The following is a 20,004-nucleotide window of genomic DNA, read 5'->3' on the forward strand; positions in this document are numbered from 1 at the left end:
TCTTCCTGTGGGAAAAGGTGTCAACTCAATTCAGGACGGGTCAGACACATGAAAAAGGCCGGCGCATCGCGCCGGCCTTCAGAGAACGCAGGGATCAGCCTGGGCTCAGCCCAGATCGCCCTTCGCATCCAGATACCGCTCGGCATCCAGTGCGGCCATGCAGCCGAAGCCGGCCGAGGTGATCGCCTGTCGATAGTGCTGGTCGGCCACGTCGCCGGCGGCGAACACGCCTTCCACCGAGGTCTGGGTGGCGTTGCCGCCCAGGCCCGAACGAATGTCCAGGTAGCCGTTGTTCATGGTCAGCTGGCCATCGAACAGGCTGGTGTTGGGGTGGTGGCCGATGGCCACGAAGAAGCCATGGGCGTCGATGTCGCGGGTACTGCCATCCAGCGTGGACTTCACGCGGACGCCGGTGACGCCGCCTTCATTGCCCAGCACTTCGTCCACCTGATGGTGCCAGACGGTCTCGATCTTGCCGGCGGCAACCTTGGCGAACAGCTTGTCCTGCATGATCTTTTCCGCCTTGAGGGTGTCGCGGCGGTGCACCAGATAGACCTTGCGGGCGATGTTGGACAGGTATAACGCCTCTTCCACGGCGGTGTTGCCGCCGCCGACCACGACCACGTCCTGGTCACGGTAGAAGAAACCGTCGCAGGTGGCGCACGCAGACACGCCGCGGCCCTTGAAGGCCTCTTCGGACGGAATGCCCAGGTACTTGGCGGTGGCACCGGTGGCGATGATCAGGGCATCGCAGGTGTACTCGGCGCTGTCGCCGATCAGCCTGAACGGGCGCTGGGACACGTCGGCGGTATGGATGTGGTCGAAGATCACCTCGGTCTCGAAGCGCTCAGCGTGGGCCTGCATGCGCGCCATCAGGTCCGGGCCCATCAGGCCATGGGCATCGCCCGGCCAGTTGTCCACCTCGGTGGTGGTCATCAGCTGGCCGCCCTGCTGCAGCCCGGTGATCACCACCGGCTTGAGGTTGGCGCGGGCGGCGTAGACCGCCGCGGTCCAACCGGCCGGGCCGGAGCCAAGGATGACGAGCTTCTGGTGGCGGGAGGGCAGGGAATTGCTCATGTAGACTCGCAAAGAAGGTGATGGGGCGGGCGCTGGCGGGAATTGCCTGGCGCCTGATTCAAGCCATAGAGTGGCGGCAGGGGCGTAGTGATTCAAGGCGACCGGTGGAATGGCGTGACCTGAAAGGGCCGCCGCCGGGCCGGGCGCCGGGGTTTTGACGTCTGCCGCGCGGCCCTCGGGTGCTGGTTGTGGCCCAAGCAGGTACCGACCCAAGGTCGGCCGCTACCTTGGGGCCGGTCAGTCGTTTATTATCAAGCACTAACAGTGCATTCCCAAGGTGTGGTCTAAGGTGGCGAAGCAGCTCCCGGAACGATCCAAGTCTCCCGACAGCAAACCGTCGCGCAAAGCAGCGGCCGCGCCTGCGCCTGCCGACAATCCAGGTCGCCAGCGGCTGTGGCGCGACCTGGGGCTGATCGCCATCGCCCCGGCGCTGCTGTATCTGGTGGCCAGTCTGTTTACCTATTCGGCATCGGACCCGGGCTGGTCGCACACCGGCAGCGTGGTAGCGCCGATCCACAACATGGGGGGGCGGGTAGGTGCCTGGATCGCCGACGTGCTGCTGCAGCTGTTTGGCTACATCGCCTTCGTGCTGCCGATCGTGCTGGGCGCGCTGGCCTGGATTGCCATGTTCGGGCTCAAGCGCGAAAGCAAGGGCGAGCACGACCTGGACCCGGCGCTGCGGCTGGTGGGCCTGGTCGGCTTCCTGATTGCCGGCACCGGCTTCCTGCATGTGCGCCTGTTCACCGGCGATGTCGGCCATGCCGGCGGCATCCTTGGCCGGCTGGTCGGCAACTCGCTCAGTGCCGGTTTTGGCGCGCTGGGCGCCAATCTGTTCGTGCTGGTGCTGCTGCTGGCCTCGATCACCCTGGCCACCGGCATCTCCTGGTTCGTGGTGATGGAGAAGATCGGGCGCTGGGTGCTGTCGCTGCCGCCGCTGTTCAACAAGAAGAAGGAACAGGCCACCGAGTGGCAGCAGACCCGCGCGATGCGCGAGGAGCGCCAGGAAGTACGCAAGGTCGACGCCGAGGTCCGTGCCAAGCGTGAGCCGGTCAAGATCGAGCCGCGTCCCGAACCGGTGCTGGAAAAAAGCGACCGCGCCAAGCGCGAAACCCAGATTCCGATGTTCCGTGGCGTCAATGGCGATGGTTCGGACGTGCCGCCGCTGGCGTTGCTGGACGATCCCAAGCCGCAGCCCAAGGGCTACGACGAAGAGACGCTGGAAACCCTGTCGCGGCAGATCGAGTTCAAGCTCAAGGACTTCCGCATCGACGCCCAGGTCGTGGGCGCCTATCCGGGCCCGGTGATCACCCGCTTCGAGATCGAGCCGGCACCGGGCATCAAGGTCAGCCAGATCAGCTCGCTGGACAAGGACATCGCCCGCGGGCTGTCGGTCAAGTCGGTGCGCGTGGTCGATGTGATTCCGGGCAAGTCGGTGGTGGGCCTGGAAATCCCCAACGTCACCCGCGAGATGATCTACCTGTCCGAACTGCTGCGCTCCAAGGAGTATGACAAGTCGGCCAGCGTGCTCACCCTGGCGCTGGGCAAGGACATCGCCGGCCGCCCGACCGTGGCCGACCTGGCGCGCATGCCGCACCTGCTGGTAGCCGGCACCACCGGCTCGGGCAAGTCGGTGGCGGTCAACGCCATGGTGCTCAGCCTGCTGTACAAGGCCTCGCCGAAAGACCTGCGGATGCTGATGATCGACCCGAAGATGCTCGAGTTGAGCGTCTACCAGGGCATCCCGCACCTGTTGGCGCCGGTGGTGACCGACATGAAGGAGGCCGCCAACGGCCTGCGCTGGTGCGTGGCCGAGATGGAGCGGCGCTACAAGCTGATGAGCGCGGTGGGCGTGCGCAACCTGGCCGGCTTCAACAAGAAGGTCAAGGATGCCGAGGACGCCGGGCAGCCGATGATGGACCCGCTGTTCAAGCCGAACCCGGAACTGGGCGAGGCCCCGCGTCCACTGGAGACGCTGCCGTTCATCGTCATCTTCATCGACGAATTCGCCGACATGATGATGATTGTCGGCAAGAAGGTCGAAGAGCTGATCGCGCGGTTGGCGCAGAAGGCGCGTGCGGCCGGCATTCATCTGATCCTGGCCACCCAGCGCCCGTCGGTGGATGTGATCACCGGCCTGATCAAGGCCAACATCCCCACCCGCATCGGCTTCCAGGTCAGTTCCAAGATCGATTCGCGCACCATCCTGGACCAGTCCGGCGCTGAAACCCTGCTCGGCCACGGCGACATGCTGTACCTGCCGCCGGGCACCGCGCTGCCGGACCGCGTGCACGGTGCGTTCGTGTCCGATGAGGAAGTGCACCGCGTGGTCGAGCACCTCAAGGCCAGTGGCCCCACCGACTACATCACCGGCGTGCTGGATGAAGTGCAGATGATGGGCGATGGCGTGGTGGTGGGGGCCGGCGGCCTGCCCGAAGCCAGCAGTGGGGGCGGCGACGAGTCCGACCCGCTGTACGACGAAGCGCTGCGCATCGTCACCGAAACCCGCCGCGCGTCGATTTCCGGCGTGCAACGCCGGCTGAAGATCGGCTACAACCGTGCCGCGCGCCTGATCGAGGCGATGGAAATGGCCGGTGTGGTCAGCCCGCCCGAGCACAACGGCGACCGCAGCGTACTAGCCCCACCACCCCCCAAGTAGAGCCGGGTTCTACCCGGTTGCTGTCGATCTGCGTTACCCGGCTGCCGTAGATCGCCCATACCCGGCTACCCCGCACAAGGAACCCGCAATGAAGCCAACGGTCTGGATGATGGTGGGCGGCCTGGCCTTCGTGCCCCTGCTGGCACGCGCCGACGCGCCACCAGCATCACCCGCCGCAGCGCCGGCAGCAGCACCAGCCTCTGGCGCGCAGGCTGAGCCGGGCAGCGATGCCCAGGCCAGCAACAACTTCAGCTTCGTGCGCTACCGCGCCGATTACGTGGTGCGCGCCGATGCCGGCAATACGCAGACCGAAGCGTACGAAATCCTGCTGAAGACCAAGGCGGCAGTGGAGCAGTTCAGCCAGGTCCGGCTGAGCTACAGCGAGAAGATGGAAACGCTGGAGGTGCTGGCCGCCTATACGCTCACCGCCGACGGGCAGCGCCGTGACGTGCCTGCAGACCGCATCTACACCCAGGAAAGCTATTCAAGCGCGGCGGCGGCCATGTATGCCGACCGCAAGGTGCGGGTGGTGGTGTTCCCGAACCTGGCCCCGGGCACGCGCGTGGTCTACCAGACCCGCCGCACCCAGAACACGCCGTATTTCCCGGGCTACTTCGGGTTGTGGGAAACCTTCAGTGTGTTCACCCAGTACGACGATGCGCAGGTGACGCTCACCGCGCCGGCGACCATGCCCATGTACGTGCAGCAGCGGGGCGTGCAGGGCAGCGATGCGCCGACGATCGACAAGGGGCAGGCGCACTGGGCGTGGCACTACCGTCGCGACACGCCGATGCAGGCGCAGAACTGGTCCGCCGCGGCCTGGGAATTCAGCCCGACGATCATGGCCAGTACCTACCGCGACTGGGCGCAGGTGGCCAGTGCCTACCAGCGCAAGGGCGGCGAAGCGGCCACGGTGACCCCGGGCATCCAGGCCCTGGCCGACCAGCTCACCGCCGGCATCGATGACCGTCGCGAGCAGGCGGCCGCCCTGTATCGCTGGGTGTCGCAGAACATCCGCTACGTGGCGGTGTACCTGGGCAACGGCGGGCTGGAGCCGAACCCGGCGCAGAGCATCCTGGACAACCACTATGGCGACTGCAAGGACCACGTGGTGATCCTGGAGGCGTTGCTGGCCGCGCGCGGCATCCATAGCACCCCGGTGCTGATCGGCGCAGGCGGTGGTCCGACCCTGCCGACGATTCCGTTGCTGGGGCGCTTCAACCATGCCATCACCTATATCCCCGAATTCGACCTGTACCTGGATTCGACCAGTGCCTATGCGCGGTTTGGGCAACTGCCCGACGGTGATCTCAGTGCGCCGGTCCTGCTGACCCGCCAGGCCACGGTGGCGCGCACCCCGGAAAACGACGCCGCGCGCAATGGCAGCGGCTTGGACGTGACCTTCCGTTTCGACGCAGCCGGCAACCTGGCGGGGCGAACGCTGCTGCAGCCGCGTGAAGTCACCGAAATCGGCATGCGCGCGTCGTTCGCGCGGCTCAACGCGCAGAACCGCGCGCGGGTGGAGGAGTCGATCATGGCCTCGTCCGGCTTTGACGGCAGCGGCGAACTGACCCTGCTGGGCGATCCCCAGGATCTGCTCCGTCCGTTCAATTACCGCTACGACTTCCACGCCAGCGACTACGTGGATTTCAGCGTGGTCGGCGGCATGCCGCTGCCCGATGCGCCGGGTGGCGAATCGTTCCGTGACATCTACACCACCACCTCGGCACCGGACAACGCCACCCCGTTCTACTGCACCGACAGCCTGCGCGAAGAAACCTATCGGCTGGAGTTGCCGGCCGGGGTGCCGATCGTGGCCATCCCGCGCAGCCAACAGTTCCGCAATGCCGCCGGCGAGTACCAGCTGGACTGGAGCCGCGAGGGCAGGACGATCATCGCCCGGCACCGGCTGCACCAGAACGCCGTCCGTGGCGCGCAACAGCTGTGCGAACCGCAGGACTACGCCGCGTTCCGCGAGCTGTACCAGCAGGTGCGTCGCGGTTTCCGTGGGCAGGTGGTGTATGGCGACCTCAAGAGCGTTCAGGCCAGCCCGTAAAGCGCCGGCACGCGGGCATTCCCGTGGTGGCCGGGGCGGCGCATACTAGCCGTCTGATCGCCCATTCAGGTTTGACCGGGCACACTGCCATCCATCCTTCCTTCTTGCCTGGATACCCGCATGCATACCCCTCTTCGCCGCTATCTGGTTGCCGCCACCCTGATCGTGGCCAGCGTGGGCTCGGCGTCGGCCTGGGCCGGCGCCCGCGACGAACTCAATCGCTTCACCCAGGGCCTCAAGGGCCTGGATGGGCAGTTCAGCCAGCAGGTGTACGACAGCAAGGGCAAGGTCAAGGAAAATACCAGTGGTCGCGTGGCGCTGTCGGCACCGCGTCTGTTCCGCTGGGAGTACATCAAGCCGCACGAACAGCTGATCGTGGCCGATGGCAAAAAGGTCTGGGTGTACGAGCCGGACCTGGAGCAGGCCACCGTGCGTCCGCAGGGCGCCGAGGAGCAGAACAGCCCGCTCACCGCGTTGATCAACCCGGCCTTGCTGGACAAGCAGTACGACGTCAGCGAAGAAGCGGCCGCGCGCGATGGCCTGCAGTGGCTGTCGCTGAGCCCCAAGCGTGAGACCGATACCGCCTTCCAGTACGCCGCGCTGGGCTTCAACGCGCAGGGCCTGGCCCGGATGGAAGTGGTCGATGCGGTCGGCCAGCGCACGGTGATCAACTTCACCGGCTGGAAGCGCAACCCGGGCTTTGCCGCCGGCACCTTCAGCTTCACCCCGGCCAAGGGCACCGACGTCATCGGCGAGTAGAGCCGGGTGTACCCGGCTGCAATGCATCGCCAACGGCAGCCGGGCAGAACCCGGCGCTACGCTAGAATGCACAGGTGGCCAGAAACCGAACGACATTCAACGCGCCCGATCTGCTGACCGTGGATCGAGACAGCATGCGTCCGCTCGCCGAGCGGATGCGCCCGCAGACCCTGGATGAAATGGTGGGCCAGAAGCGCCTGCTGGCACCGGGCAGCGCGCTGCGCCGGGCGGTCGAGTCCGGCCATGTGCATTCGATGATCCTGTGGGGGCCACCGGGCTGCGGTAAAACCACCCTGGCGCTGCTACTGGCGCACTACGCCGATGCTGAGTTCCGTGCCATCTCGGCGGTGCTGTCGGGCCTGCCCGAGGTGCGCCAGGTGCTGGCCGAGGCCGCGCATCGCTTCGCCGAGGGCCGCCGCACGGTGCTGTTCGTGGACGAGGTGCATCGCTTCAACAAGGCGCAGCAGGATGCGTTCCTGCCGCACATCGAGCGCGGCACCATCGTCTTTGTCGGCGCCACCACCGAAAACCCCTCCTTTGAACTGAATTCAGCGCTGCTGTCGCGCTGCCGGGTGCACGTACTGGAGTCGGTTTCTCCCGCCGATATTGTCGAAGCGCTGGAGCGTGCGTTGCAGGACAGTGGGCGCGGCCTGGGCGGGGAGGGTGTCGAGGTGGCGCCGGAATCGTTGCTGGAAATCGCCACGGCCGCCGATGGCGACGTGCGTCGCGCGCTGACCCTGCTGGAAATCGCCGCCGAGCTGGCGGGCAGCGAGGGCGGGCGGATCGGCCCGGAGATGCTGCTGCAGGTGCTGGCCGACCGCACGCGTCGTTTCGACAAGGGCGGCGAGCAGTTCTATGACCAGATTTCGGCCCTGCACAAGTCAGTGCGCAGTTCCAACCCGGATGCGGCACTGTACTGGCTGACGCGCATGCTCGATGGCGGCTGCGATCCCTCCTACCTGGCGCGGCGGCTGACCCGGATGGCGATCGAAGACATCGGCCTGGCCGATCCGCGCGCGCAGTCGATGGCGCTGGAGGCATGGGACATCTACGAGCGCCTGGGCAGCCCCGAGGGTGAGCTGGCCTTCGCGCAGCTGGTGCTGTATCTGGCCAGTACCGCCAAGTCCAACGCCGGCTACGCCGCCTTCAACCAGGCCAAGCGCGAGGTCCGGGAAACCGGCACCCAGGAGGTGCCGCTGCACCTGCGCAACGCGCCGACCAAGCTGATGAAGGAGCTGGGCTACGGCAAGGAGTACCAGTACGACCACGATGCCGAGGGTGGCATCGCGCTGGACCAGACCGGCTTCCCCGATGCGATGGGCGAGCGCGTGTACTACCAGCCGGTCGCGCGCGGGCTGGAGATCAAGCTCAAGGACAAGCTGGATCGGTTGCGGGCGGCGCGCGAACAGGCGCGTGCGGACAAGGGGTCGACGTGATGGACGGGCTTACCGTGTGGTGGCAGCAACTGGGCGTGGTGATGGCTGGCGGCGCGCTGGGCGCTGCGCTGCGCTTCATGGTCGGTGACGCGATGCTGCGGCAGTTCGGCAATGGCTTTCCGTGGGGCACGTTGACGGTCAACCTGATCGGCTCGTTCGCGGCCGGTTACGTGATGGTCTGGCTGCACAGCCGCGGCAATGCGGCCCTCTACTGGCGCGCGTTCCTGCTCGTGGGGATCATCGGCGGGCTCACCACGTTCTCCTCGTTGATGCTGGAAACCCTGGTGTTTGCACGTACCGGTCGCGCGCCGATGATGCCGTTGTACTTGGGCGTGAGCCTGGCGGGCGGCATGCTGATGGTGTGGTTGGGCGCGCGCGTGGCCGAGGCGTGGCGCTGACGCGCCGCTGGATCGCGCAAAACGCTGGATTAAAGTGATGTCTCACGATATGGTGCGCGCCCCCGTTCGCATCCTCGTCCGTCATGCGCGATGAACAAGACCCCGGCACCCTGGAGCTGATGCTGCCGCGCAAGCGCGGCCGTCCGCCCAAATTCGGCTATGCGATGACCGATGCGCAGCGCGCTGCGCGCTACCGTGCGCGACGTGCCGGCGAGGCCGGTCATGCCGATGTGCGCATCTGCAGTGACATGGTGCTGCTGGACAAGATCCGCGCGGCGATCAGCAGCCGGGACCCCGAGCTGACCGGCTTCCTGGTCCACGTCCTGTGGCAGCGCTACCCGCTCCAGCTCAAGTAGGTGTCGCCTGGCCCATCGCCTGGATGCTGCGCTGCAGGTGGGCAAGCAATCGATCCACTTCGCTCCAGTCGGCATCCGCGTCCAGGGCAAGCTCATGCAGGTCTGCCGCGGTCCCGGCCAGTTCGGCTTGATCCAGCAGGTGGAGTACGCCGCTGAGGCGGTGGGCGTGGTAGGCCAGTGGCGCACCCTGGCGGTTGCCCTGGGCGCGCTGCAGGCCGGGCAGCTCGTCGCGCAGGGAATCCAGCAAGGGCAACCAGAGCGGATCGCCGCGGGCAAGCGTGCCGGTCCCGGCAGGGTCGGCGCTGTCCACGCCCAGTACCGCCAGCAGCTGTTCGGGGTCCAGTGGCTTGCCCAGCACCGCATCCATGCCGCTGGCACGGCAACGCTGCACATGGGCCTGCGAGGTGGCGGCCGAGAGCGCCACCAGCCGTGCGGCCGGGCGCGCCCGTGCGCGCTCGATGCGGCGCAGTGTTTCGGCCAGCTGGTAGCCGCTCATGTCTGCCAGGGTGCAGTCGATCAGCACGACGTCACTGGCCGCCGCCGCCTGCCGCCGCAGCGCGCTGGCGCCATCGCGACAGGAGCGCACCGAAGCGCCCAGGACGGTCAGCTGGCGGGCCGCCAGCACCCGGTTCAGGGCGTGATCCTCCACCAGCAGCAGTGAGCACCCGGCCAGTGGCGCCGCGCGTGGGGGCGTGGCGAGCGGGCGCACCGAGACCGGCAGCAGCAGCGCGAAGCGGCTGCCGCGTGCGGGCGTGCTGCTCAGTTGGATGCTGCCGTGCAACGCCTGGGCCAGCTCGCGGCAGATCGACAGGCCCAGGCCAGTGCCACTGGCGTCGCGCACCTGCGCATCGGGGGTCCGTGCGTACGCGCCGAACACGCTGGCGTGGTGGTGGGCCGGAATGCCGATGCCGGTATCGCTGACGACCAGCTGTAGTTCGGTGCGGGCGGCGGTGTGGCACAGGCTCGCCTCGAGTGCGATATGCCCGTGGTCGGTGAACTTCAGCGCGTTGTCCAGCAGGTTGTCGAGCATCTGGCGCAACGCGTGGGCGTCGATCCACAGCGACGGTAGCGGGTCCGGTTCGATCGCCAGCGCCAGGTGCACCCCGTTGGCCGTCGCTGCCGGGGCGATCGTCGCGAGGCAATCGCGTAGCAACGGGGCGATGTCGTGCCATTGCGGGCGTGGCTGGTACTTCCCGGCCGCCATGCGCGCGTGCTCCAGGGCCCGGCCCAGCAGTTGCCGAAGGCCGCCGCCGGCGGCACGCGCGGCATTGACCAATTGCCGTTGGCCCTGGTCCAGGCCGGAGTGGCTCAGCAGTTCCACCGATGACACCAGCGTCTGCGCGGCATTGCGCACTTCGTGGCTCATCACGCCGATGAAGCGCGCCTGGCGGCGATTGCTGCGCTGCGCCGAATGCTGCGCGTGTGCAAGCCAGCAGGTGGCGGCCAGCAGTAGCGACAAGGCCGTGCCCAACAGCAGCAGTTCCCAGCGGAAATGCTGAACCACGGCGGCCACGGTAGGGACGTCGATGTAACCGTGCCGTGCCAGTTGCTGGAGGAGTAGGCCGTGCTGCTGCGGGGTCACCGCCTGGAGGGCGGCCTCGATCTGCTCCAGCAACGGTTGGTCGCTGCTACGCGCCACAAGATGGAGATTGCCGGGCAGGTCGTCAGGCCCACTGCGCAGCAGCAGGTCGTTGGCGTAGTCCCGGCGGACCAGTGGGCGCATCACGACATCCAGGCCCAAGGCGGCATCGACGGCGCCAGCTTCCAGCGCCGACAGCGCGGCGCGCAGGTCCGGTGCGGCGACGACCTGCAATTGCGGATAGTGCGCCTGCAGCCACGCGGGGTAACGACTGCCTTGGGCCACGGCCACGCGGTGCGATTGACCGTTGTCCAGCACGACCACGGCGCGGGAGCCGCGTCGGCTGGCTACCACGGTTTCGCCCCGATAGTAGGCGCGCGAACTGATGAGCGGGCAGGGCGGCAGCTCTATCGGGCCCAGCAGCAGCATGAGGTCGGCGTGGTGGTCACAGACGGCGAGCATGGCCTCCTGGCTGGACGCCACTTGATAGGGCTGGATCTGCATGCCGGAGTGGGCGCTGACCAGGGCGGTGTAGCCTCGGGTCAGGTGGGCCGAAGGGCCTGGCTGCGTTGCGGGCGCCAGCACCTGGTACTGCGTGGGATCCAGTGCGACCCTTACCGTGCGCGCTGCAGGTGCCGGCGCCATCGTGGTGGGTGGTGCCGTGGCCAGCAGCGCACTTGCCAGCATCCAGGCCGCCGCACTCACAGTGGTGCCAGCTGGTGGCGCAGGGTATACAGCTCACCATCGTTGCGCAGCCCGAGTTTGCGCAGCGCGGCGTGTTTCTGCGTGCTGACCGTTTTGATGCTGCGGTGACGACGCAGGGCGATCTCGGTCACCGTCATCCCGGCCAGGCACAACTGCAGTACCTCGCGCTCGCTGCGTGACAGCGTGGCCTCCTCGGTCGAGCCTCTGATGCCGGCGGGCAGCCGGTGCAGCCCGCTGGCCACCTGTGCCACGGCCTCGGCCAGGGCATCCAGTCGCTCGGTCTTGGTCACCACGCCGGCCGCGCCGGCGCGCATCACGCTGGACAGCATCACCCGGCCGGTGTATGCGGTGAACAACAAGGGGCGCACGCCAGGGAAGCGGTTTTTCAGCAGGGTGAGCAGTTCCAGCCCCGCCAGGTCGTTGCTGGCCAGCAGGTAGTCCACCACCGCCACGTCCACGCGATGGGTCGTGAGCGTGGCGATGAGGCCGTCGCTGTGTGCATGACTTCCGACCACGTTGAAACGTGGGTCGGTAGCGAGGTGGACGAAGGTGCCGTGCCGGACAACGTCATGGTCGTCGAGCAGGGCGATCGTCAAGGTGCGGGAAGAGGCCTGTCCGCTCATGGGATCTGGATGCTGGTTGACAAAGGGAGGCACGCGCTGGGAAGTTTTGAGGAATTCTCCTCACTTGTATGTGCGGTAATGCCGCCTCAGTGCAAATTTAGGACTATTCCTACATCCGGTACGCGAGCCCCGTCACTTTCCGGGCGCATCCGATCGGTCGCGTTGCGGTCGGCCGGGTGGTTCGGCAGGGCGACGTCAGCGTCGCTCGCGATCCAGCAACCGCGAGAAACGGGTGGCCAGTTCATGCACCAGTGGCGTGGCGCCGGGGCGGTGCAACAGTGCGATTTCCATGGTCTGCATGGGCGGCAGCCCGTGGCGACGGCTCAGTGCACGGTGCTCGCGGGTCATCGCGCGTGCCGGTAACAGGCTGATGCCCATGCCATCGGCAACCGCACCCTGGATGCCGCTGAGGCTGGAGCTGGTGAAGCTGATCCGCCAACGCCGGCCCATGGCTTCCACTGCCGCGATCAGCTCGTCGCGGTACAGGCCACGTGGTGGGAAGGTGACCAATGGCACCGGGTCAAGGGTGATGCAGGGGTTGCGCGCGCTGTCCACCCAGCGCATCGGCTCGGGCCAGCATGCGACGGCTTCGCGGCTGTTGCGCCGCTGCTTGACCAGTACCAGGTCCAGTTCGCCGTGGTCATAGCCATTGGCAAGGTCGCGACTGAGGCCGCTGGTCACCTCCAGCTTCACCTGCGGGTAGCGGCGGTTGAAGCTGCCCAGCAAGCGCGTGGTCCGCGCGTTGACGAAATCCTCCGGCACCCCCAGGCGTACGGTGACCGCCACGGTGGCGCCGGCCAGCACTTGCAGCATCTGCTCGTTCAGCGCCAGCATCTGGCGGGCGTGGCCGAGCAGGGTCTGGCCGGCGTCGGTGGGGTGCACGTCGCGGTTGCCACGGACCAGCAGCGGGTGCCCGGCCATGTCTTCGAGCCGGCGGATCTTCTGGCTGATCGTGGACTGGGTGGAGTGCAGGCGGGCGGCGGCGGTGGTGAAGCTGCCGCAGTCGGCGACGGTGACGATCGCGCGCAGCAGATCCAGGTCGAACAGGCTGCGATGGGAGGTTGCTGGGGTGGCCACGGTTGCCTCCATCGACAGGGGGCTTGCGTTCTAACATGGCCGCGTCGGTGCGGCAAACCTGGGCTTGGCGCGTCAGCCGGTGGCGCTGGCTGCGGCACGGGCCAGCCCGCGTGCAATGCGCTCGCCGGCCTCGCGCAGTTTCTGCTGCAGCGCCGGCGGGCCGAGCACTTCGAACTCCAGGTCGATGGCCATCAGCCAATACACGATCGAGCCGTGCGGGCTGGCACCGCAGCGGAGCAGGCAACGCTGTTCATCGACCGCTTCCAGCGCCCCGGCCGACGCCGGAATCTGCTGCCGCATGGCTGCCAGCGGGGCATGCAGGATGATCCGCGCCTGGTCGGCGGACTGGCCCAGCGACAGCTGCTGGGCTACCCAGGTGCGCAGGTCGCCGTTGCCAGGGCCGGTGCGCGGGCTGAAATGCACGCCAACCACCGGCGCGGCCGTCAGGCGGTCGATCCGGAACGTGCGCCAGTCCTGGCGCGCCAGGTCCCATGCCACCAGGTACCAGCGTCGATCGGTGTGCACCACGCCCTGCGGCTCCACCCGCCGCTGGCTGCGCTGGTCGCTGCGGTCGGCGTAGTCGAAGTGCAGCTGCAGCTGGTCGCGACAGGCACCGGCGAGCATCGCCAGAACGCTGGCGTCGACCACCGGGCCGGACTGGTCCAGCGGCAGGATCGCCGAGCGCAGCGCATCCAGGCGCTTGCGCAGGCGCGCTGGCATCACCTGTTCCAGCTTTACCAAGGCGGTGATCGCGGTCTGTTCGATGCCGCTGACCGTTCCGGTCACCGCGGTGCGCAGTGCCACCGCCGCGGCCAGGGCTTCTTCGTCATCCAGCAGCAGCGGCGGCAGGGCGCGGCCGGCGCGGAACGCGTAGCCGCCGGCGACGCCGCTGCTGGCCTGGATCGGGTAGCCGAGCTGGCGCAGGCGGTCGATGTCGCGGCGCAGGGTGCGCGCGTGCACCTGCATGCGTTCGGCCAGCGCCGCACCGGTCCAGTGCGGTCGTGATTGCAGCAGGGACAGCAGGCTGAGCAGGCGCGAGGAGGTGGTGAGCACGGCGGCAGTGTCGGCGATGGTCGAGGACAGGAACTGTCCGCAATGGTGGCTAGCCTGTGGCCAGGGTGCAAGGCCACAGGCAGCACCGTTCTACCTCGACCATCCACACCTCGATCATCCACAAGGAGTTGCACATGTCCCTCGTCTTCTATTGGCACCCGATGTCCAGCGCTACCCCGGTCGCCTGCGCGCTGGCCGAACTGGCGGTCCCGCACGAGCGGGTCCGGATCGACATCCGCGGTGGCGAGCAGCGCACGCCGGAGTACCTGGCGATCAATCCCAATGGCAAGGTGCCGTGCCTGGCGATCGATGGCACGCCGATGTTCGAGGGCCTGGCGATCCTGCAGTGGCTGGGGGCGCGCTACGGGGTGGCCCAGGGCGTGTGGCCGGCCGAAGGCAGTGCCGAGCGGGTGCAGGCGCTGTCCTGGACTACCTGGGCCTACGTCACCTATGCCGCACTGCTGACGCGGCTGTGGCTGGCCACCCGCGACGAGGCGTTGCGCAGCCACGAGCATGCCGCCGCGGCGCTGGCCGGGGTCAACGAACTGCTGGACCTGCTGGAAGCACGCCTGGCCGAGCAGTCGTGGCTGCTCGGTGAGGCCTACTCGCTGGTGGACCTGGTGGTGGGCTCGGTGGTGGGGTACGGGGTGTACTTCGGTGCCGATGTCGACGCGCATCCGCAGGTCAAGGCATGGCTGACCCGGCTGCAGTCGCGGCCGGCGATGCAGGGCGAGGTGTGAGCGCGCACGCTGGATGCGGTGGCATTTGATTACTGCATGCAATGCATGCCCAGATTTAACTGGTGCATGCGGGTGGCCGGGTCTTATCGTGGCCCGGTCTCCCTGATTCAAGCCCTCCCATGAAAAAGTCGCTGTGCGCGTTGGTTCCGACCCTGCTGATGCTGGCCACCCCGGCGTTCTCCGCCGAACAGGCCGACCTGATCATCCGCCAGGCCACCGTGGTGGACGTGGAGCACGCCCGCACCGTGGCCCACCAGAGCGTGGTGGTCCGCGGCGACACCATCGTGGCGGTCGGCGAAGATGCGGTCATCGCCGGGCAGTGGCGCGCGCCGCGCCGGATCGAGGCAAAGGGCCGCTACCTGATTCCGGGGCTGTGGGACATGCACGTGCATTTCGGCGGTGGCCCGGACCTGATTGAAGAGAACAAGGCGCTGTTGCCGCTTTACATCGCCCATGGCATCACCACCATCCGCGATGCCTCCGGCGACCTGCCCGGGCAGGTGCTGCAGTGGCGTGGCCAGATCCGCGATGGCAGCCTGGTCGGGCCGCAGTTGTTTACCTCCGGGGCCAAGATCGAAGGCATCAAGCCGGTCTGGAAGGGCACGATCGAAGTGGGCAGCCAGGCCGATCTCGACGCGGCCTTCGTGCGCCTGAAGAAGGACCAGGTCGACTTCGTCAAAATCACCGACAGCACGCTGACCCCGGAGTTGTTCCTGGCGGCGGTGCGTGGCGCGCGCGCCAACGGCCTGCGGGCATCGGGGCACATTCCGATGGCGTTGACGGTACAGCAGGCGGTGGATGCGGGGATCAGCTCGATCGAACACCTGGACTACGCCTATAAGGCGGGGGTGAAGGATGAGGCGTCGATCGCGGCGGATTTCGCTGCCAAGCGGATCGACCGTGCGCAGGCCAATGCCCGCCTCGACGCCGGTTTTGATCGTGACACGGCGATGGCCGCCTATCGCGGGTTCGCGGCCAAGGGCGTGTCCGTAACGCCCACGCTCAATGGTGGGCGCATCCTGGATTTCCTCGACCAGGACGACCACGCCAACGATCCTTACCTGGCTTACATCGGCCCCAAGCTGCAGGCCACGTATGCCTGGCGGGTGGAGCGCGCCGCCAAGGCGACGCCGGCGCAGATCCAGGCACGCCATAAGCAGTATCACCAGGTGGCGGCGGTGCTGCCGATGCTGCAGCAGGCCGGGGTCACGATCATGGCCGGCACCGATGCCGGCTTCCTCAATTCGTTCAACTATCCCGGCATCGGGTTGCATGACGAGCTGTCATTGTTCGTCAAGGAGGGCTTGAGCCCGGCCCAGGCGCTGTCGGCGGCGACCCGCGCCGGCCCGGGCTGGTTCGGCACGCTGGATCGCTATGGCGGGATCGCCGCGGGCAAGGCCGCCGATCTTGTCCTGCTGGAGCGCAATCCGCTGCAGGACATCCAGGCGACCCGCGGCATCGATACGGTGGTGTTGCGAGGGCAGGTCTACGACCGCAAGGCGTTGGATGCGCTGCTGGAGCAGGCACGGGCCAAGGTGGCGGCGTGGAAGGCGGCGCAAGGCTGATGGGGGTGCCGGGCAAGTCTGTGCCCGGTTTTCCGGAAACGTTTTCAACGTTCCGGCCGGGATGACCTGATCGGCAATCCAAAGTACCTGAACAGCTGTTATCCTGCGCGCCGCCCTGCTACGTGGTCCGCGCTCGCGGGTTACCGAGAGGCAGGTCTTTCCACCTTCAGGATGAAGTGAATCCCATGAAATCGATGCTGCTTCCGTTCCACCGCTATGCCCAGTTCGATGGCCGTTCCGGTCGCAAGGAATACTGGATGTTCCAGTTGTTCCTGTGGCTGGTGATGATTGTCGGCTACGCCGGCATCGGTCTTGGTGCCGCCATGGAGAGCAACCTGGTGTCGGGCCTGTTCGGCGTGCTGTTGGGGCTGTTCTCGCTGGGTGTGATTGTCCCGGCGATCGCCGTGGCGATCCGTCGCCTGCACGACATCGACAAGTCTGGCTGGTTCATCCTGGTCAGCCTGATTCCGTTCGTGGGCGGCATCATCCTGCTGGTGTTCAACGTGATGCCGGGTACCCCGGGTGAGAACCGCTTCGGTCCGGTGCCGCCGCAGGTCTGATCCTGCCGGCACGCAGACGTTGCAGACGCCCCGCAGTGCGGGGCGTTTTTTTTTGGTTTTTCTCTCATGTTAGGGGATTGGTTCACCCACAGGGCGACAGCAGATTGCGGGGGCTATATCGCTAGCGTCCGGGGCCGCTTGGCGGCCGGCAGGCCCTTGTGCAAATGTCCCCCGGTCGACGCCTGCGGCGCCGGCCTCCTCCTTTATTTTGCCAAGGACCTGCCGGCCGCCAAGCGGCTCGGCTTGCGGAACGCAACTGCACACTTCGATGTTTGCCGCAGGCCGCCTTGGTTCCCGACACGCGGGCACCGATGCGGAGGTAGGTCACCACCGTTGGTGGTGACGCGGATCTCGACCCACCCCTGCCCAGCGTGGGAACCAATGAATGGCTCCGCCTTCCTGCTTTCCCGCAGTTGGGCGAAGCATTCTTTTTTGTCGATGATGCAGCCGCTCAGCGACCTGCGATGGCGGCGCCGATGTCGGTTGCTGCCGCCAGTGCCGCCGGCGCGCCGGTGGTATCGACCTCCAGCAGCAACGTGGAGGACACCACCGGGGCGCCACAGTAGTTGAAGATGCCGGTGTCGATCTGGGTCTTCATGGCATCGGTGTAGCCGCGCTTGGTCCAGGTGCGCAGGTCGGCACCCCCGAGGCCGACCAGGTGGACGTCCAGGTGGCCCAGTTTCTTGCGCACGCTGCCGTCGGTGTCGTCGTAGGCCCAGCCGTTGGAGAACACCCGGTCGATCCAGCCTTTGAGCAGGGCCGGCATTGCCCACCAGTACACCGGGAACACCAGCACCAGGGCGTCGGCGCGGTCCAGGCGGATCTGCTCGGCGCGCACGTCGTCCGGCGACGGGCGTCGGTGATGATGGGCGTCCAGGTCGGCCTGGGAAAAGCGGGGGTCGAAACCCTCCGCGCTGAGGTCGGCCAGTGCCACGGTCACGTCGGGCCGGGCCTGGGTGATGCCCTGCGCGAGCTGCGTGGCGACGGCATGGGTGAGCGAGCCGGGGTCGGGATGGGAGAAGGCGATGAGCGTGTGCATGCGTGGGTCCGGGGGAGGAGGGGGTGTATACTTTTGGTAAGTTACGGTTCGTAAGTTACGATTGGTATATAGCCATGTCAAGTCCGCCTCCCGTTGCCGTGCCGCGTCGTCGGATGAGTCGCGAGCAGCGTTTGCAGCAGTTGTTGACCCATGCCTGGCAACTGGTGCGCGAGGAAGGCACCGAGGCGCTCACGCTGGGCCGCCTGGCCGAGCAGGCAGGGGTGACCAAGCCGGTGGTGTACGACCATTTCGGCACGCGCGCCGGGTTGTTGGCTGCGCTCTACCGTGATTTCGACCGGCGCCAGGGTGTAGTGATGGAGGCCGCGCTGGCCACCAGCGGGCCGACACTGGCCGACAAGGCCGCAGTGATCGCACGTTCCTACGTGGCGTGTGTGCAGACCCAGGGCCGCGAGATTCCAGGCGTGATCGCCGCGTTGGCCGGCTCGCCGGAACTGGCGCGGATCAAGCGCGAGTACGAGGCGATCTTCATCGAGCAATGCCGAGCGTTGCTGGCGCCGTTCGCGCACGCAGCAAGACTGCCATTGGCCGGTTTGTGGGGAATGCTGGGGGCGGCCGAAGGGTTGTCCTACGCGGCGGTCAACGGTGACATCACCGCCGTGCAGGCCGAACAGGAGTTGACCGCGACGATCATGGCGATGGTCGCGCGCGGTTGAGCCGACAGCCATTGCGCAGGATTGCCGCACCGTCCCGCATGTAAAGCGGCTGCGACAACTGTGTCAACGCAGTGACGTGCAGGGTGCACGGCATGAACTGTTTACCGACATGCCGACCGTGTCTAGGGCAGGAGCCTTGCGCGGCACGCAGCAGTAACGCGCCGCCGCCTACGGTGGAGTCACCGGCAACGATCACGATGCCGACTACCGGAGATGCAGCGATGGGCACCAACCAGAACCAGCCGAACCCGCAGCAGGACCAGAAGAATCAACCTGGTCAGCAGAACCAGCAGAACCAGCAGGAGCGCGACAAGCAGCGCGACGGCCAGCAGCAACAGCAGGATCCCAACCAGGAACAGAAGCGCGAGCGCCAGCAGGGCGGTCAGGACGAAGAAGAATAAGTCGACTGTCCACTGAACGATGCGCGAGGGCCCGGCCACATGGTCGGGCCTTTTGCATGTGCGCCGGTGAGTGGTCGGATCGGCGGGCCGGATACAGCGTGACACATGATCTATGTGATAAGCATTCGCATTTGAGGTAGACTGCGTTGTCCCCTTGTGAAGAGGGCTGCGCCGCCTGCGCCGCCACCCACCCGTACCCATGATCCTGTCCCTTGCGGCCCGCCGCCGATCACCTGTCCTGCTGCCCCTGGCTGGCCTCGTGCTGTGCCTGGCCTGCGCGTTGCCGAGTGCGTCGGCGCAGCAGCGCAATCCGCAACAGCGGGTGAGCAACAGTATTTTCGAGCAGAAAGCGCAGAGCTACCGCTTCGAGCGCTTCACCCTGGACAGCCCGGACGGACAGCGCCGCTGGCAGGTCAATGTTGGCATTCCAGTGCGGGCGGGGAAGGCACCGGCGCCGGTGTTGTACATGCTCGATGGCAACGCGGCGGCGATGGTGATCGACCAGCCGCTGCTCGCCGAGCTGGCGGCCAAAGCGGCACCGGTTTTGGTGTTCATCGGCTATGACAACGACCTGCGCATCGACTCGGCGGCACGCACCGCCGATTACACCGCGTGGATCGATCGAGCCGACGATGAAAGCGGCACGCCGACGGTGGTCGGCGGCGGTGCGTTTGCGTTCCAGGACCTGATCGAGCGCCGGATCAAGCCGGAGGTGGAAAAGCGCGCGCCCATCGATCGCCAGCAGCAGGCGCTGTGGGGCCACTCGCTGGGCGGGCTGTTCGTGCTGAGCAGCCTGTACACGCGTCCGGCGGCGTTCCAGTACTACCTGGCCGCCAGTCCGTCATTGTGGTGGAACCAGGGCGCAGCGCTGGGCGACCTTGAACAGCAGTTCCTGGAAAGCCAACACGGCCAGCCGGCCCGTTTGTGGATGATGCTCGGCGGTGCCGAGCGCGTCGGCGACCGCGGCAAGCGCGACATGGACAACCCGCGCGTGGTGGCCCATCTGCGCCGCATCGGCGGGGCCACCCCGGATGCGGCGATGCAGTTGGCGCAGCGCCTGGGCAAGGTGCCCGGGTTGCAGGTGCAGTACCGCGAATTCGAGGGGCTCGGCCATGGGCCGATGCTGCCCGCCTCGCTGCAGGCCGCGCTGAGCGCGCTGTACGGCGTCGGTGATCGCAGCACGGCCGTGTCCGCGCCGCCCTGACCGAGTGTTTTGATTCCTCGCACGGCTATTCCGTGCGCCCCGCTAC

At 67.1% G+C, this 20,004-nt stretch carries 18 protein-coding genes; 12 read left to right on the forward strand and 6 right to left on the reverse strand.

Going from position 1 to position 20,004, the window contains the following annotated elements:
• Positions 1 to 105: 105 nt before the first annotated feature.
• Complete coding sequence (gene trxB, locus AC3IR9_RS09615) at positions 106 to 1,077, reverse strand: thioredoxin-disulfide reductase (RefSeq protein WP_489295504.1); 972 nt, start codon at positions 1,075 to 1,077, stop codon at positions 106 to 108.
• Between the two features lie 289 nt (positions 1,078 to 1,366).
• Between trxB and AC3IR9_RS09620 the strand changes: the two genes are divergently transcribed.
• The 6 genes from AC3IR9_RS09620 to AC3IR9_RS09645 all read left to right on the forward strand — a co-directional run bounded on the left by AC3IR9_RS09620 (position 1,367) and on the right by AC3IR9_RS09645 (position 8,738).
• Positions 1,367 to 3,733, forward strand: coding sequence for a DNA translocase FtsK (locus AC3IR9_RS09620; protein ID WP_489295505.1), 2,367 nt, complete (start codon positions 1,367 to 1,369; stop codon positions 3,731 to 3,733).
• Between the two features lie 88 nt (positions 3,734 to 3,821).
• A complete protein-coding gene (locus AC3IR9_RS09625; protein WP_489295506.1) occupies positions 3,822 to 5,789 on the forward strand; it encodes a DUF3857 domain-containing protein in 1,968 nt (655 codons plus the stop codon).
• Positions 5,790 to 5,909: 120 nt separating this feature from the next.
• Positions 5,910 to 6,548 carry an outer membrane lipoprotein periplasmic chaperone LolA gene (gene lolA / locus AC3IR9_RS09630; RefSeq protein ID WP_489295507.1) on the forward strand — a complete coding sequence of 213 codons (639 nt, stop codon included), beginning with the start codon at positions 5,910 to 5,912 and terminating at the stop codon, positions 6,546 to 6,548.
• 134 nt (positions 6,549 to 6,682) lie between these two features.
• Positions 6,683 to 7,984, forward strand: a complete 1,302-nt coding sequence (locus AC3IR9_RS09635) for a replication-associated recombination protein A (protein ID WP_489295508.1) — start codon at positions 6,683 to 6,685, stop codon at positions 7,982 to 7,984.
• Positions 7,984 to 8,382 carry a fluoride efflux transporter CrcB gene (gene crcB, locus AC3IR9_RS09640; protein ID WP_489295509.1) on the forward strand — a complete coding sequence of 133 codons (399 nt, stop codon included), beginning with the start codon at positions 7,984 to 7,986 and terminating at the stop codon, positions 8,380 to 8,382. Before AC3IR9_RS09635 ends, crcB begins: the two co-directional genes overlap by 1 nt.
• A gap of 83 nt (positions 8,383 to 8,465) precedes the next feature.
• Positions 8,466 to 8,738, forward strand: a complete 273-nt coding sequence (locus tag AC3IR9_RS09645) for a hypothetical protein (protein WP_489295510.1) — start codon at positions 8,466 to 8,468, stop codon at positions 8,736 to 8,738.
• Here the strand turns inward: AC3IR9_RS09645 and AC3IR9_RS09650 are convergent.
• The 4 genes from AC3IR9_RS09650 to AC3IR9_RS09665 form a co-directional block, all read right to left on the reverse strand.
• Positions 8,731 to 11,004: an ATP-binding protein gene (locus AC3IR9_RS09650; RefSeq protein ID WP_489295511.1), complete on the reverse strand. Its 2,274-nt coding sequence runs from the start codon at positions 11,002 to 11,004 to the stop codon at positions 8,731 to 8,733. The genes AC3IR9_RS09645 and AC3IR9_RS09650 overlap by 8 nt on opposite strands.
• Positions 11,005 to 11,018: 14 nt before the next feature.
• The gene (locus tag AC3IR9_RS09655; protein WP_489295512.1) at positions 11,019 to 11,645 is read right to left on the reverse strand and encodes a response regulator; all 627 of its coding nucleotides are present in this window, start codon (positions 11,643 to 11,645) and stop codon (positions 11,019 to 11,021) included.
• Between the two features lie 195 nt (positions 11,646 to 11,840).
• Positions 11,841 to 12,722, reverse strand: coding sequence for a LysR family transcriptional regulator (locus AC3IR9_RS09660; protein WP_489295513.1), 882 nt, complete (start codon positions 12,720 to 12,722; stop codon positions 11,841 to 11,843).
• Positions 12,723 to 12,794: 72 nt separating this feature from the next.
• Complete coding sequence (locus AC3IR9_RS09665; RefSeq protein ID WP_489295514.1) at positions 12,795 to 13,775, reverse strand: helix-turn-helix transcriptional regulator; 981 nt, start codon at positions 13,773 to 13,775, stop codon at positions 12,795 to 12,797.
• A 134-nt stretch (positions 13,776 to 13,909) separates the two neighbouring features.
• Between AC3IR9_RS09665 and AC3IR9_RS09670 the strand changes: the two genes are divergently transcribed.
• From AC3IR9_RS09670 to AC3IR9_RS09680, 3 genes are all read left to right on the forward strand, one after another.
• Positions 13,910 to 14,515, forward strand: coding sequence for a glutathione S-transferase family protein (locus tag AC3IR9_RS09670; RefSeq protein WP_489295515.1), 606 nt, complete (start codon positions 13,910 to 13,912; stop codon positions 14,513 to 14,515).
• Positions 14,516 to 14,634: 119 nt separating this feature from the next.
• On the forward strand, positions 14,635 to 16,080 hold the full coding sequence (locus tag AC3IR9_RS09675; protein WP_489295516.1) for an amidohydrolase family protein: 1,446 nt from the start codon (positions 14,635 to 14,637) through the stop codon (positions 16,078 to 16,080).
• Between the two features lie 185 nt (positions 16,081 to 16,265).
• A complete protein-coding gene (locus AC3IR9_RS09680) occupies positions 16,266 to 16,640 on the forward strand; it encodes a DUF805 domain-containing protein (protein WP_489295517.1) in 375 nt (124 codons plus the stop codon).
• A 451-nt stretch (positions 16,641 to 17,091) separates the two neighbouring features.
• Here the strand turns inward: AC3IR9_RS09680 and AC3IR9_RS09685 are convergent, their stop codons facing one another.
• Positions 17,092 to 17,679, reverse strand: coding sequence for an NAD(P)H-dependent oxidoreductase (locus AC3IR9_RS09685; RefSeq protein ID WP_489295518.1), 588 nt, complete (start codon positions 17,677 to 17,679; stop codon positions 17,092 to 17,094).
• Between the two features lie 74 nt (positions 17,680 to 17,753).
• Here AC3IR9_RS09685 and AC3IR9_RS09690 point away from each other — a divergent pair, with 74 nt between their 5' ends.
• The 3 genes from AC3IR9_RS09690 to AC3IR9_RS09700 all read left to right on the forward strand — a co-directional run bounded on the left by AC3IR9_RS09690 (position 17,754) and on the right by AC3IR9_RS09700 (position 19,958).
• Positions 17,754 to 18,353, forward strand: coding sequence for a TetR/AcrR family transcriptional regulator (locus tag AC3IR9_RS09690; RefSeq protein ID WP_489295519.1), 600 nt, complete (start codon positions 17,754 to 17,756; stop codon positions 18,351 to 18,353).
• 221 nt (positions 18,354 to 18,574) lie between these two features.
• Positions 18,575 to 18,754, forward strand: a complete 180-nt coding sequence (locus tag AC3IR9_RS09695) for a hypothetical protein (protein WP_489295520.1) — start codon at positions 18,575 to 18,577, stop codon at positions 18,752 to 18,754.
• A gap of 199 nt (positions 18,755 to 18,953) precedes the next feature.
• A complete protein-coding gene (locus AC3IR9_RS09700; protein ID WP_489295521.1) occupies positions 18,954 to 19,958 on the forward strand; it encodes an alpha/beta hydrolase in 1,005 nt (334 codons plus the stop codon).
• Positions 19,959 to 20,004 lie beyond the last annotated feature (46 nt).

Source organism: Stenotrophomonas sp. GL_101, from assembly GCF_057835675.1.